The organism is Bacillus cereus group sp. Bce019, from assembly GCF_051781745.1.
Taxonomy (GTDB): domain Bacteria; phylum Bacillota; class Bacilli; order Bacillales; family Bacillaceae_G; genus Bacillus_A; species Bacillus_A cereus.
In genome coordinates this window covers 25,546-40,650 of sequence record NZ_JBPWJX010000017.1, presented here as the reverse complement: position 1 = coordinate 40,650, position 15,105 = coordinate 25,546, and the positions used below count along the sequence as shown (strand labels likewise).

Genomic DNA, 15,105 nt, shown 5'->3' with positions numbered 1-15,105 from the left:
AAATAATTATTAATTGTATTAGTGATACAAGATAAATTCATTTTTATAAAACGAGAAGAATCCTATTTATTTAGGATTCTTTTTGTTTTGCACATCTCACTATTTATAAAAACATGTCTACAAAGGAAGAAACACTAAATTTACAATTAACTATAAAATTCTGTTCCGAAGGACTACCAAAAAAACACCTATATACTCTCATGTTCAAAAATATTTGTCTCTATTTCATATAAAGTAATATAAGCATCCATAAAGATAAAGCACCAAGGATAGCAAGCATTATACGAGTAGATAGTACCCTTACTTCAAAATTGGTTTTCTTGGATGGTTCAGGATATGCAATTACATAAATCCCTTTTAATAGTGCGAGCCATGCAATAAGTGTAATGAGTCCCTGCCAATTAAGTGTCCAAACATTATATAGGATAACAGTACCTAACCCTAGGAAAATTGATAGAAAGCCATACATAATTCCAAATCCCCTGTCTTCTACCACTAATTTTTCTTCTCTAATTTTAATTTATTAACAATGTAAGATACCAATGTATTCAATGGAGTAATAATAGTCTTAGATGTTTTATACTCAACTTGCTTAGATGCATCAACCATAGATAATTGAGCAACAGAGATAAATTTCTTTTCATCTTTAATAATTTGATTTAAGAACTTTGTAACTTCTTGGTTGTATTCTTTTTTTAGTCCTTTCATTATCAATTCAAAAACACTATTTATGACAATGACCTCTAAATCTAAAGATTTTTGAAGGCTATTAGCATGATGTTTAAGACGTTCTACTGTGCCTTCAACAGTTGCAGGATTTGTAAAAACAATTGTCTGAGGTTGCTGTATATTGCATATGTAATCAAAGAAAGGTACATCAATTTTAATAATTGGCACTGATATTGAGTCTTGGTCTTCATGTAAAATCGCAATATAATTTGTACAAGTAATAAGGATAGCATCAACATTACATTGAGCAATCCATTCTATTTGCTCTTTAGCTTTAAATTGAGCATCTGATTCTTGAAATTTTTCATTGGATGTAATCTGATACATTAATGCCGGGTCAACAAAATGGATTAATTCAATGTTAAATGAGGTAAGTGCCTTTTCTATATATTCTATATTTGAATAATGGGCATGTAAGCATCCTAACCTTTTTCTCAAATTCATTCCACCTTTATTATATTTTCGCTTATTCTATCAGTATGCGAATCCACGTATCTACTGAAATTGAGACCTTTCCTTACATTCTATAAAATGCACCTTTAACTGAACAATTTATTTTCACTAAATAGTTCCTTAATTGATTTTTTAATAAATAAGGTAACAAGTAATTTTGCAAAATCTAGGATGCAGAGGATTTAAGTTATATTTTTTTGCATATTGAGCATGTTAATCTTTCCACTTAGGAATTAAGCCTGTGTGGACTTACTTTGACTCCAGACCTATTGCTAGTTTGTCAAACGTTTAAGGTAATCAAAATTTATAAAGATAGTGTATAAATTGAAACCAAAACATTCTTCCTTTCATTACAGATATTAAAAAAATATGGTATAAAAATTCCGTTTTATACCATATATTCTAACAACTATTTTATTTATTAAGGAACTTTACTTCAGATCTTCACTTGTGTAAAAACCTTAAAAATTCTCTCCATAGAATTGCTTTCCTATCCTCTTCTTAATTTTGACGTCTAGAAGTCATCATTTAAACTAAACATGCTAATATTGATTTTGTGCGATTGTCAGTTACTTCATAATAAATTTCTAATCCTTTTCGAGTACCTGTAACCATTTTAGCAGCTTTTAGTTTAGATAAATGTTGACTAATTGTACTTTGAGGCATTTCCAAATCACCATACATTGTTGTTACATTAGTAGGACCTTTTGCAAGCATTATTTTTACTAATGATAAACGAACAGGATGGGCCAATACCTTTAACACCTCAGCGATTTCATGAAACATTTCTTTTTGTTCTTTCATCTTATTTCTCCCCTTTTATATACATATTTATGTTATCCATATATATAATTCGAAGGTATATGCGTTTTTGTGTCCGTCATTTTAAAAAAATAAAAAAAACTTTAATCCGAAACTAAAAGATTAGCTTAACATAATGTCTCACTATTAATGATGAATAGGAATCTCGTTATAGAAGCAGCAGTTTTTATGCTACAACTCTACATTCAACTAACTAAAATCAATGAAAAAAAGAGCAGATAGTCTGCTCTTTTATGATGCCTCCTTATGTTCCGTGGAATGTTTAACACTCCCCAGTCTCTTTAGTTTATTCCACCCTACCGCTACTCCTCGAAGCGATGAGAATATAGATTTAATGACAACATAAGTCATAAATTGACGGTAAATAAAACGTTGTAAAATTAACCATGCCAATGGTTTTGGGTTCTCTTCCTCTAATTTAAATGCGAACAGAGAAGCGAGAAGATCCATTAAAAAGAATACAAAATAAAATCCTAAAACTTTTAGTGGATCACTACTAAATAACCCCATAATCATTAATATATCTGCAAAAGGAGCAATGAATTGCAGAACATATTGGAATAACCACATGTTAGGCAGTGCAATAAACCCTAATGTTTTATGTTTTGAATTACACAACGCTTTTCGATGTTTCCAAAGACATTGAAGTGTACCATATGACCAACGATATCGCTGTTTAATGAGACTTTTCACATCTTCAGGTGACTCCGTAAAAGCATATGCTTTTTCTTCATATACAATTCTATGTCCTTGACGTAAAAATGTAATAGTAAGATCTGTATCTTCTGCTAATGTATCTTCGCTTAAATATCCAGATTCAACTACATTCTTCTTGCGCCACGCCCCAATAGCTCCTGGAACTACTGTAATACAATTTAACTCATCAAAAGCTCTACGTTCTAAATTAAACCCTGTAATATACTCAACATGTTGCCAAATAGTTAACAAATTCCGTCTATTCCCCACTTTGACATTACCTGAAACTGCAGCTACATTTTGATCTTCAAAGTGTCTAACCATCAGAGAAATGGCGTCTTGCGCAATAATAGTATCCGCATCTAAAGTGACAATGATTTCTCCTCGCGATTGTTGAAACCCTAGGTTCATTGCCGATGATTTCCCACCGTTTTCTTTCTGAATGAAACGAACTTTAGGGTGTTTATAAAATGTTTCTTGCATTACTTTTGACGTACCATCTGTCGATCCGTCATCCACAACAATGACTTCAAATTCTCTATAATTACTATCCAAAATTGAGTGAATCGTCTTAGCTATCACCTTTTCTTCATTATATGCTGCTATGACAACACTAACAAAAGGTTGATAGGACGAATTAATATAGCGAGATAACGTTTTTCTTTTCTGCTTCCATGCAAAATAAATTAAGAATAAAAATCGAAAAATCCCTAATCCAATAGCAATATAAAAAATAGTAGTTAATATATGCTTAAAATATCCAGTTCCTGAAAAGACAGCTTTATTGTAAAGTAAATATTGCTTCCCCTCAGAAGAAACAGGAGGCATAATTTCATCTCGTTCTTTATTCATTAAATCTGAAATTGTTACAAAACTATATCCATGTTTTTTTAAATCTTTAATAATGATCGGAAGCGCCTCTACTGTATGGGTACGATTCCCTCCCGCATCATGGAGAAGAATAATATTTCCCTCTCCCTTATAAATCGGATTAAGAGCACGTCTTACTAATTCATTTGTTGATGGTGTTGCCCAGTCTTCGGGGTCAACTTTTTCTGCTACCATTGTATAGTTCATATTTTGTGCACGTAAAATAGGCAATATTTCATTTGATGAATCCGGGTTAGCATCCGCTTCATATGGCGGTCTAAATAAAACCGTAGAATGTCCAGTTACTTCCTGAATTAAACGTTGCGTCGTATTAAGTTCTACTTTCGTTCGTAGTAAAGACGTATCAGCTATGTTAGGATGCTTGAAAGTATGATTGCCAATTTCATGCCCTTCATCATATATTCTTTTTACAATACTAGTATTTAGTTGTGCGTTTTCACCAAGTACAAAAAAAGCAGCTTTTATTTGATTCTCTTTTAATATATCTAAAATTTTTGGCGTATATTTCGGGTCTGGTCCATCATCAAATGTTAATACTACTTGTTTCCCATTTGGTTTTCCATATCGTTGCACTTCATATGCAGATGGTAAGGATTGATATACTTCATCTGTAATATAACCATCTTTGCCTACTTTAAAATCTCTCAATCCATTTTTTCTTTCATTCTCAATCTGTAAAATTTCACCTTGTCCAGAATAATTTACTTCATCTAAACTATTGATTTTATGTAATACATTAGGATTTTTTTGTACCTCAATAGGATTTTTTAAAACTTTCCATATTGTAGGGTCTTCTGCTCCTAGTCTCCATAATGCAAATCCCTTTGCATTATTGTCCATTGCGATTTTCACTTGATTATAGAGAGTAACGCCATCTAAGAACCAAGCAGTATGTTCTTTCTCTCCTGTTTTATATCTAAAATAAGGATTTCCACTACTCTTATCCCATTGAATTTTCATATTTGAACCTTGAGCCATTGCCATAACTTCTGAAAAAGTTAATGATTTCGCTGGTTCTTTACTATTCACTTCCCAATCATATCCATAGTTACCGAAAGCAACTATAAGCTTATTAGACGGAATATTCAGTTCTTTTAATGTATGTTGGAACCACTTATTTGAAGCAATTGGTCCTGGTTCCCCGGCTCCATAGTGCTCATCGTACATCATTACAATTATTCGATCTATTATTTTTGCTAACGCACTATAATCAAAAGCCTTATCATTAGCTGGAACATCTTGTGTAACGAGCAAATCATGTTGATGAAATTCCGTAGTAAGTTCTTTCATAAAATTTGTTAAGTTTTCTCTATCACTTTCAGGTACGGCCTCAAAGTCAATATTAATTCCTGAAAAATGATTCTTTTTAACTTGGCTTACTAAATCATTAATAAACTTTGTCTTTACATCATTTGAGGAATTCAGTAACTTATGAATTAGCCCACTATCAGGACCAGAAGCTTCCTCAGTATAGTTAGTAAGCAAAGGCATAATCTTCACTTGATTTTTTTCTGCCAACTTTACTATCTCAGGTTTGATCTCACTTCTAATCGTTAAATCTGCTTTTAAATGATACCACTCTGGTACTAACGTAGTTAAGGAATCGATATTTTCTTTTAAAGAAGCGGTACTATTTTCATCCCAGTTTACATAAAAACCATACACTTCTTTAGGTTGTTTACTATCCTTCGGCGGATTCACCAAATTTTTATTATCCTTCGTTTCGGTATTTGGGTTAAATTCTTCCTTCTTTAACTGCTGATCACTAAGTTTTTGATTAATTGGTACAAGTTTAGTATCTTGTTGTACAGCGGTATTCATATTTGGAATTTCTGGCGTTGAAAAAATACTTTGAAAGAAAAAATAAAATACAACACCTACACTAACTATTGAGATACATAGAAACGAAATAAAGGCTATGTTTCTCCTTCCTTTCGGATCATAAAAAACAGGTTTTTCTTTATCTTTCTCTTGTTGAATGTTTTTCTCCATTATATTTTTCACATACTCCTTCTTAATAGAACTATAAAATAATAAAGTGCAACTTTAATCTGCCCTCACCAATTGGGCATTTACAAGCAGCCCGACTCCCACCTAACTTCTTTGCTCCAGCCAAATTTTGAGATGGGAGTTTTACTGCCCACAATAGCGAGAGAAATCCTTTTAGCTTTGAAATGAATCTCTCACTTCCATATTCTATTGATTCTTCTTTTCATTCCCTTGCTGGTGGCCTCTATTTTCTTGTTGAGACCCCCTACCGTTGTTCCCTTGCTCGTTTCCGTCATTTTCTTTCTGGGATCCTCTTCCATTGTTCCCTTGCTGATTCCCATTATTTCCTTGTTGAGGATTTCTTCCATTGTTCCCTTGCCCATTTCCATTATTTCCTTGTTGAGATCCTCTTCCATTGTTCTCTTGCTCGTTTCCGTTATTTCCCTGTTGTGATCCTCTTCCGTTGTTCCCTTGCTGATTCCCATTATTTCCTTGTTGAGATCCTCTTCCGTTGTTCCCTTGCCCATTTCCATTATTCCCTTGTTGTGATCCTCTTCCGTTGTTCCCTTGCCCATTTCCATTATTCCCTTGTTGAGATTCTCTTCCATTATTCCCTTGCTGATTCCCATTATTTCCTTGTTGAGATTTTCTACTGTTATTCTCCTGTTGATTCCCTCTATTTTCTTGCTGAGATCCTCTTCCATTGTTTTCTTTTATTTGCTTCGATGGCTGTTCCTCTGTTTTCTTTTGTTCTTTCTGCTCTTGCTTTTCATATTTTTTTTCTTTTACAGGAGACAAATCCAGTGGTGCATCAGGAGATAACTCCGGTTGTGATTGCACCTCTTCTTCGTTTTCTACCGGATTAGACGGGGTGGCAGGAGGCGTAAGTGATTTGTTCTTCTCATTCTCTTGCTTTATATAGACACCTGTGCCAATTCCAGCTTTTCTAGCATTCTCTCGTACTTGCATTGTGCTACTTTGATATTCAACTGTAATATGTTTTAGCTCATATTCTTTCTTTAATTCTTTCATTGCCTTTTCCAAAAGTGGTTCTAGTGCCTTGTCCTTTGCAACTGCTGTTAGCATAACTTGCTTATCTTTCGTTAAATACTTATCCTCTTGACTTTGCTTTATAATAGTACGTATTACTTCTTGCAATTGTTTATTTTCCCATTGCTTCAATTCTTTTAAAATACGCCTTCCATCATCATTACAAGCCTGCAAATCTATAACACGAAAATCCTTTGTTACGCTCACCTCTAAACTTGGATTTATATCAACTGAGACGTAAGCAAATACTTTTTCTTCTGGTTGGTTGTAGAAAAACAACACTGCAAATAGAAAACAAGCAACAAGTATTGATGCAGGCTTTAAAAAGGAAGGGATCGAAAAATACGATGCTTTTTGTTCTTGCTCATCAAATGAGATTTCCTCCCCAATTATGCAAGAATCCCCCTTTCTTTTACACGTAATAAACTCTCCATTTGGTGTTAAAACAACTACGCTATGCTTTTTTATATCCATCACAATTCCTTTATTCATCATGCTTCCCTCCCCTTATATAATCAAGAATATATGTATAGTTGTTTGCAAAGATAATACACATTGCAATGATATATTTTCTATGACGCTCCAATGTTTTGCGACTTACCCTAACACGCGGTTCAATATGTTTAAGCGGTAACTTTTTCTTTCGGAACAGCTCTTCCATCATTTCCTCTTCTTTTATAATAATTTTCACAATTTCAATTAAGTGCTCACGCGTATCACGATGCTTAGGAGATTCTTTAGCAAGCTCTGAGAATGTGATTTTAAACTCAGCTAGCACACTTTGAAAATGAAGAATTTCCTCCTTACGGTTACTATTTTCCATCTCTTTCATATACTCCGTAAGCGACACTTGCATTTCTAACATTTCCTCTTGCTCATCTTCTTTTAAAAAGACAAAGTTATGTTTAGACTCCTTACGTATATAGTCAATTACATCTCTTTTTATAAGAAGATCAGCAAACGCTAAAAAGGATTTTCCTTTTGTATATGAATACTGTTCAATTGCTTCGTTAAACGCAAACAATCCAATGCTATATTCATCATCCTGTTCTGTAATATATCGGCGGCAGACAGATGAAATTGATTTTCTAATAAAAGGCTGATACTGTACGATAAATGCTTCTTTATCTTCTTCGTTGTTTTGTATGTTACATACGATATCTTCTATTTTCGGTTTTCTTAAGATCTTCATTACTAAACTCAACACTTGTAATCTCCCAGCCTCCTTCAAATAGCAAAATGGCCACTACACAAGTGACCATTTAACCAGATTTTCTTGGTACTTTTCTTCGGTCTTGTTTTCTTGCTGTCAGTTATATTTTTCGATTCTAACTTTTTCCAACATTTTCTTAATAATTTTCCTTTTCTCTCGGCACTGAAGTTAAGTTTTTATTTTTATCTACTTTCTTATTTTCTACCGTTCGTTTTGTTTATTCTTTTTCTATTTTATCTGCAATCCTTGAATAACTCTCCTCTATACCATTGGTAATTTCATCCTTTTATTTTGGATGCCCACTTAATCTAGTAATTTTATTAATATTTTTATATTCTTTCATAGCCATTTTTCTTCTATTTATTTTCTTCACTATACATATTCGGAGGAGTACAAAGTTTTATGGGGGTCAAAAAATATTTTTATAAAAAAATACATATTTATTTCAAAAATAAAAACCATCAAATTGATGGTTTTCTTATAATATCTATTAAATTAAGTTGGATTCTCATTATATCTAAAAAAGTACTAGCTATCCTCTGCCGCTTTTCTCCATTTTTATCTTTCTTGGTTATCATAATATGTCTTATCTGCGTATTTTCTATCATTTCCTTTTAGATAAGCTAATATTACTTTTGGATTTTTAAGTAAAGTCCAGTCTCCATATGTATCAAATCTTCTGCATGAAGTTATCATTCCATTTTTAATAGTACCGAATTTCTTATTTTTTTTCTTTCCCCATTCTTTTAACCGTTTAGCGAAATCTGCATCTTCTGCCATAAGCATGTTTTCATTAAATCCGTTGATTGCCATAAAGTCTTTTCTATAGCACCAAAAAATCCCTACAGATATAGCTCCGTACTTAAAAAGTAAGGGGATTATTATTAGCATTGCGGAGAGAAATATTCCTAAAGATATTCTTTCAAACTTCCCATTTACTCCACCACCAATGTATTTACCTGAAGTTAAATATTTATCTACATTAGACAACATAGACTCTGTCATTATCGTATCAGCGTCTATAGTGACGATTATTTCTCCACTAGCTATTTTTGCCCCTGCATTCCGGATTTTAGATAAGTTTTTATCATTATTTTTCAATGTAACACAATTATAAGATTTTGCTATTTCCTCTGTTTTATCTGTGCAACGATTTAAAACAACTATAACTTCCGTTTGCTCTTTATATGCCTCTGATGCCTTTGCAATTGAATCTAAACATTTTCTAATGTACTTTTCTTCATTGTGTGCAGGAATTATAATAGAAAACTTCATATCTTTTTTCAAATTGACTCCTGAAGATTCATTTGTCTCAGTCATAATATTCCCCCCTTATTTTATAAGGTTAATATCTACTATACATAAATTATATTAATATTTATTAGGTTATATTATAGAAACTGAAGGTAAAGAGGCTTTTACTGTCGACGTTCAAAAGCAAGACGTACAGCAAGCCCCGTTAAAACACTTGCCATCATAAGAAATAAAACAAAGAAAGGCAGCGAGGTATAGGTCCATTTTTATCTTCATGACTGGAATTATACTCCTTACCAAACTTCTAAATGAAATGTATAGCTGAGTAGTTACCTTATTTTTTCAAAAAACATTCCGATTATTTCTTTTTCACTTCTTCTACAAATTCCCATGTCTCTCCGTTATCTTTTGATTGATAAAGTGCACTACTATCGCCATTGTAGTCTCCATCTGCCCCTTGTCCAACTAACATATTAAAAACCCCATCTTTCTCATATGGCATACTAGGAGAATCAAACGGACTTATTGTGGACTGTGTATGTTCTAATTTTACTTCATGCGGCGGATATTCTACCTTTTTGAAAGATACTCCCCCATCATCTGTGCGATATAACTCTCCTTCATTACCAGAAGGTCTAATTGCTCCTAAAAACCCAAGTTTATCATTTATAAAAGTGATTCCTGATACACTACCAATCCCCCCATTAAATGGGTCTGGATTGATAACCTCCCATGTTTCCCCTTCATCACTAGTCTTGCTTAATGAATAAAAGGCGCTCCCCAATGCTTTATCTGTCATATTTAGTTTATAACCAACTTCTTTCGATAGGAAAAACTGTTCTTTTGCATTCTTTAAATCTTGTTGTTTCTTCTCTTTAAGCCTATCTTCTTTTGGAGGCGTCTTTGATTTACTCCAACTTGCGTCACTTATTAAATTATATCTAGCAGGGACTAGCTCTTGCTCTTTTCCAGGGACAAATATAGATACTGTATATCCAATGATATCAGAAGCTGCTTCTTTAAGACTCTGCCCCTTACCATCCTCGGTAATATTAATAATTCCCTCTGTATTGGATCCCCAATTTCTTTTCCCATAATAAATCAACCCATACTTACTTTCATTCCATTTTTTTACTGTTTTCTTAACTGGAATCGCCTTAACCGTTTTAATTAAAGGTTCTACTAATTTATCATCATTATAATCAGGCTTTGCGTATCCGTCTCGTATTATAGTAATATCTTCTGATTTCTTCTTATTATAAGAGATTAAATAAGTTTCTTCTTTCCCATCAATATTTTTCCCATAAACAAATGTATCAAACGCTGTGATTGTTCCATCTGAATGAAATGTAAGATCAAAATCAGTTGCCATATACAATTTCTTTGGCAAAGGATATTTTTTATTTATATCTTCAAAAATACCTTCTACTCCAGATTTATATATATTATTATGTTTAAGTTTAACTGACCTTTCATGTTTTAACTTTTCTATAAACCATGCCAATTTACCATTGTAATTTATTGCACTTTTATAAATCTGCATCCCATAAAATGATGTAATTGCAACAATAATGATAATAGAAATAAATCTCCATGCTATTGAATTAGTTAATTTTTTAGATTTATATTCTCTATTTTTTATCAACCGCATTGTAGTAAATGTAGTTATGGATATAAAAAGTACTATACATAATAACATAATGTAAATATTATAATTCATTCTTCCGTACTTACAGTATAAGGCCAACTCATAACAAAAAATCCCGTATACAATTATTAGTATTGGATTTGTTACTAATGACAGAAATATCCTTTTTGTATTTTCTCTAAATATAGAAACCACTCCTAATTACATGAATTACTGATATTAAGTATACTTTATTGTAAAGTAACAAAAAAGCTATTTAATCTTGCCGCAAAAAATACAATAGACATCTTTCTATTAAAGCCGTTTACAAATCTAGTTGTTTCATAGACAATGAATTTTTGAATGAATACTAAAGCTGCTTCATTTATATGAATTACAAATCCAAGCATGATGCTTAATAAAAAAATAAATCCTGCCATACGCCCCTACGTAATGGAACGAGAAATAAAATAAATCAAAATAGGACCAGGTGAACAAACCATACTAAGTGAAACAAGCGCAAAAGCTAGCAAAGTACTCAAGCTGACCATATACCTTCCTTCTTTATCTTACATAAAATTTCCTATTGTACATTTTATCCTGATTGGGGAGAGAAAAAATTAATATAAACCGATGCAGCTAAGTAATATTATCGGATCGAATGTAGTGTAATCACATATTTCTCATTCTCTTAAGTAAGGACTAAAAATAACCTATCCATAGAGCTACTAAAGCCACTACGAATAAAGCAAAGCAACATGTAATATTTCGAATCCACTTTTGTATATCATCAAAATACTTTTCTATAAATGCAGTGTAAATAGAAAGCATAAGAAGTAGCGCAATGAAAGTAAAAGATCCCAATTTATCGTTAAATTTTTCATTAGTAAATGTACTTACATGAAGGAATAGAAAAACAAACGTTACTATGAATAGCTCAAATAGCCTTTTTTTATTCACCCCACCACCACCTTACAGTAATTCCCTTTTATTTCATTTTATCAGAACATACTGTGGAGCAGCATATGAATATTATATTCATGTTAAAAAGGCCAACAATCCAAGATTGTTAGCCTCTACTTCTCATATTCGTACCTTTTATCACTTTACTTCCTAACAACTGGAATCCATATTTCACCAAACACTAAGCCGTTTCTTTTCCCCATCTCAACCGTCGTATTTGGTCCACCAACATAAGCAAACTCATTTGCATCTGGTAAAGCTTGACCGAAGGCGATGCCAGTCAACTTATTACTTAGCTCTTCAGCCGTTTTGTCCTCCCCTTTCACTACTAAGTATTCTCCCCTCGGAAACTGGATTACTCTAGATTCTTCTTCTATTTGTGCTTCTGTCATGACACCCGCATAATACATCATTTTGTTATTCACAGCTTCGCTCACAGAAAAAATGTATTCATTTGTCGCTAAAGCTTTTAAAGTGTCCAGCCTTCCATCTTCTTTAACAGCCGACCAAAAGTCTTCCTTTTCTTTATTTATTCCAGCAAAGTCTGTGTATTCACTCTTAATTTCAGTTCCAATACCTAACACAATAAAGCTATCTTTTTCTTCTATAGTATAATTTTTCATATGCAAAACCTGCCTCTTTTTTTATTAATCAAACGATTTATCTTTTCATCTGATACGTTTATAATATCTTTAAACCATGTCAAAAAGTGATACTGTTTAGGAGACCAAAATGAAAAAAGTTGAACGGATTAATACAATTATGCGATATATCAACAACCGCTCCCACTTTACAATTTCTGAAATCATACAAGAATTTAACATATCACGATCGACAGCTATTAGAGACATTAGAGAAATTGAAGCTATGGGAATGCCACTTGTCGCTGAAGTTGGGAGGACCGGGGGATATTTTGTTATGCACAACTCTATCCTGCCCGTTGTTCGCTTTACTGATAATGAAGTGAAAGCTCTTTTTATTGCCTTTATGGCTACGAGGAATCAACAACTTCCCTACCTAAAGAGTCGTCAATCTTTAGCTGAAAAACTACTAGGACTCATCTCAGAAACCCAGCAAGATGACCTCGTTCTTTTAAATCAACTCTTGCTGTTTGAAGGGACCAACCCTCATAATCCTGATTTACTTGAGCTTTCTGATCTCCCTCACCCTATGTTAGAAAAACTCATTCAAATACTTCTTTTGGATAGACATTTATTGATTTCCATTAAAGAAGAGAAAGAAATCAAGTCTTATTCCATTTATCTATTACACCTGTATCAAGAAAAAAGTCAATGGATCATTGAAGGGTTTGACTTAAAAGAAGAAAAGAAGAGGATGTTTCCTGTCGATCATCTCATCCATATCGAACCATACACGACGAAAAAAAAGCTAAATAAGAAAAAGATTTTAGAAAAACTAAGTAAGAAGGATGAAGTGATTAACCTTGTACTTGAACTTGGTCCAAAAGCAATTGCTCAGTTCAAAAAATACCACCCTTTCAAAATTTCAATATCTTATACAAACCCTTACCAATCTACAGCCATTTTAAAAACATTTATCGATGTTCACAATTTTGATGAAGTGACAGAGATGACAAATTGGCTACTTTTCTTAGGGGATGATATTACAATTAGAGAAATGCCTGAAGAATTATTAGCAGGTTTACAAGAACGATTATGTTTATACTCCCCATAAGCATTGATTGGTTACACCTTAAAATATTGAGTTTAATTCGTTACGAGTTGTCCATATTTTCTATCATGAGTGCGTAACAAATAATAAAAGCACGGAAAATCTTCCCGTGCTTTTTCAAATATATTATTTCGAAAGATTTAATTCACTTATCCTAACTGACGTTTAAATGCTTTACTGGCGAAGAAGTAAGAGATGACCATTATACCTACGCACCAAGCGAGCGCAATCCAAATATCGTTTCCAACAGTTCCTTCATATAAAAGAGCACGAATCGCATTCACGATTGAAGTTACAGGCTGATTCTCTGCAAACACACGAACAATTTTTGGCATCGTTTCGGTAGGTACGAAAGCTGAACTAATAAATGGAAGAAAAACTAGTGGGTACGAGTAAGCAGTCGCCCCTTCCATAGACTTCGCTTTCAACCCTGGAATGATAGCTAGCCATGTTAGCGCCAACGTAAACATTCCTAGTATCCCAGCTACTGCAAGCCAATCTAGAATATTCGCACTAGAACGGAAGCCCATTAAGAGCGCAACAAGAATAACAACTAAGATTGTAAGTACATTCGCAACAAGAGAGGTTAAAACGTGAGCCCACAATATCGATGAGCGCTTAATAGGCATCGTAATGAAACGTGCCATCAGCCCACTCTTTACATCCGTAAAGAGTCGCACAGAAGTGTAAGCTACACCGGATGCGATAGCCATTAGCAAAATTCCCGGCAATAGATAATTAACGTAGTTTTCCGTTCCTGTTTGTATTGCACCGCCAAACACGTAGACAAATAATAGCATCATCATAATCGGCGTAATCGCTACTGTAATAATTGTATCCGGGCTGCGCATAATGTTACGCATTAAACGACCTAATAATACACCTGTTTTACTTTTCATTTACATCTCCTCCTTTTTGCCAATGATCGCAAGGAATATTTCTTCCAATGTCGGTTGCTTCTCGATATACTCCACTTTTGCCGGTGGGAACATCTCTTTTAGTTCAGTAAGAGTACCTGTCGTAATAATTTTTCCGGCATGCAAAATAGCGATACGGTCTGCTAGTTGTTCGGCTTCTTCCAAGTACTGGGTCGTAAGCAAGATCGTTGTGCCGCTACCGGCAAGTTCCTTGACTGTATCCCATACTTCGATTCGCGCTTCAGGATCAAGTCCAGTCGTTGGTTCGTCAAGAAAAATAACTGCTGGCGCCCCGATCAAACTCATCGCGATATCAAGTCGGCGCTTCATCCCACCCGAATACTGATCTGCCCTCTGATTAGCCGCATCAGTCAGGCTAAATCTTTCAAGCAAATTGTCAGCGACTTGAACGGGATTGGAAACACCACGTAACTTAGCGATCATTATCAAGTTTTCTTTCCCCGTCAACATGCCGTCTAAAGCTGCAAACTGTCCTGTCAAACTGATACTTTGACGAACTTGATCTGGTTGGCGCTGTACATCAAATCCGCAAATGCTTACCTCACCGCCATCTTGCTTCATTAGCGTCGAAAGGATGTTGACCGTTGTTGTCTTTCCCGCTCCATTTGAGCCTAGCAGTGCGAAAATTTCGCCACGCTGTACATCAAAATCCACTCCCTTTAACACTTCTTTGTCTTTAAAAAATTTTTTTAATCCTTTTACAGAAATCGATGCATTGCTCATGCTTTTTCCCCCTTACAAAAATAAATTACCTATACCCTCTATTTAGTAGCACCGATATTCTGTAC

Annotated in this window: 12 protein-coding genes and 2 pseudogenes; 1 reads left to right on the top strand and 13 read right to left on the bottom strand. The window is 33.8% G+C overall.

Annotated features, from left to right (window positions below):
- Nucleotides 1-220: 220 nt before the first annotated feature.
- The 11 genes and pseudogenes from ACS2QP_RS20345 to ACS2QP_RS20295 form a co-directional block, all read right to left on the bottom strand.
- Nucleotides 221-505 (bottom strand): annotated as a pseudogene (locus tag ACS2QP_RS20345) (hypothetical protein); the annotation flags it as partial.
- A complete protein-coding gene (locus ACS2QP_RS20340) occupies nucleotides 496-1,173 on the bottom strand; it encodes a hypothetical protein (RefSeq protein WP_326263661.1) in 678 nt (225 codons plus the stop codon). The pseudogene ACS2QP_RS20345 and the gene ACS2QP_RS20340, both read right to left, overlap by 10 nt.
- Nucleotides 1,174-1,710: 537 nt before the next feature.
- Entirely contained in the window at nucleotides 1,711-1,986 is a 276-nt protein-coding gene (locus ACS2QP_RS20335) for an ArsR/SmtB family transcription factor (protein ID WP_000662959.1), read from the bottom strand.
- A gap of 249 nt (nucleotides 1,987-2,235) precedes the next feature.
- A complete protein-coding gene (locus ACS2QP_RS20330; RefSeq protein ID WP_153582374.1) occupies nucleotides 2,236-5,583 on the bottom strand; it encodes a glycosyltransferase in 3,348 nt (1,115 codons plus the stop codon).
- 204 nt (nucleotides 5,584-5,787) lie between these two features.
- Nucleotides 5,788-7,125, bottom strand: coding sequence for an anti-sigma factor domain-containing protein (locus ACS2QP_RS20325; protein ID WP_153582375.1), 1,338 nt, complete (start codon nucleotides 7,123-7,125; stop codon nucleotides 5,788-5,790).
- A complete protein-coding gene (gene sigI / locus ACS2QP_RS20320) occupies nucleotides 7,115-7,837 on the bottom strand; it encodes an RNA polymerase sigma factor SigI (protein WP_061457510.1) in 723 nt (240 codons plus the stop codon). Before sigI ends, ACS2QP_RS20325 begins: the two co-directional genes overlap by 11 nt.
- Before the next feature lie 564 nt (nucleotides 7,838-8,401).
- Nucleotides 8,402-9,163, bottom strand: coding sequence for a glycosyltransferase (locus ACS2QP_RS20315; RefSeq protein ID WP_063536970.1), 762 nt, complete (start codon nucleotides 9,161-9,163; stop codon nucleotides 8,402-8,404).
- Nucleotides 9,164-9,455: 292 nt separating this feature from the next.
- Nucleotides 9,456-10,940, bottom strand: a complete 1,485-nt coding sequence (locus ACS2QP_RS20310; RefSeq protein WP_332284478.1) for a WD40/YVTN/BNR-like repeat-containing protein — start codon at nucleotides 10,938-10,940, stop codon at nucleotides 9,456-9,458.
- A gap of 170 nt (nucleotides 10,941-11,110) precedes the next feature.
- Nucleotides 11,111-11,275 (bottom strand): annotated as a pseudogene (locus tag ACS2QP_RS20305) (LysE family translocator); the annotation flags it as partial.
- Nucleotides 11,276-11,426: 151 nt separating this feature from the next.
- The gene (locus ACS2QP_RS20300) at nucleotides 11,427-11,684 is read right to left on the bottom strand and encodes a DUF3963 domain-containing protein (RefSeq protein WP_332284477.1); all 258 of its coding nucleotides are present in this window, start codon (nucleotides 11,682-11,684) and stop codon (nucleotides 11,427-11,429) included.
- Between the two features lie 146 nt (nucleotides 11,685-11,830).
- Nucleotides 11,831-12,310, bottom strand: coding sequence for a GyrI-like domain-containing protein (locus ACS2QP_RS20295; protein WP_000801037.1), 480 nt, complete (start codon nucleotides 12,308-12,310; stop codon nucleotides 11,831-11,833).
- A 109-nt stretch (nucleotides 12,311-12,419) separates the two neighbouring features.
- On the opposite strand from ACS2QP_RS20295, the gene ACS2QP_RS20290 reads away from it, so the two are divergent.
- The gene (locus tag ACS2QP_RS20290) at nucleotides 12,420-13,382 is read left to right on the top strand and encodes a helix-turn-helix transcriptional regulator (protein WP_088351155.1); all 963 of its coding nucleotides are present in this window, start codon (nucleotides 12,420-12,422) and stop codon (nucleotides 13,380-13,382) included.
- A 146-nt stretch (nucleotides 13,383-13,528) separates the two neighbouring features.
- Here the strand turns inward: ACS2QP_RS20290 and ACS2QP_RS20285 are convergent, their stop codons facing one another.
- Both ACS2QP_RS20285 and ACS2QP_RS20280 read right to left on the bottom strand, forming a co-directional pair.
- Nucleotides 13,529-14,278 carry an ABC transporter permease gene (locus ACS2QP_RS20285; RefSeq protein ID WP_063536973.1) on the bottom strand — a complete coding sequence of 250 codons (750 nt, stop codon included), beginning with the start codon at nucleotides 14,276-14,278 and terminating at the stop codon, nucleotides 13,529-13,531.
- Nucleotides 14,279-15,040, bottom strand: a complete 762-nt coding sequence (locus tag ACS2QP_RS20280) for an ATP-binding cassette domain-containing protein (RefSeq protein WP_153582376.1) — start codon at nucleotides 15,038-15,040, stop codon at nucleotides 14,279-14,281.
- Nucleotides 15,041-15,105 lie beyond the last annotated feature (65 nt).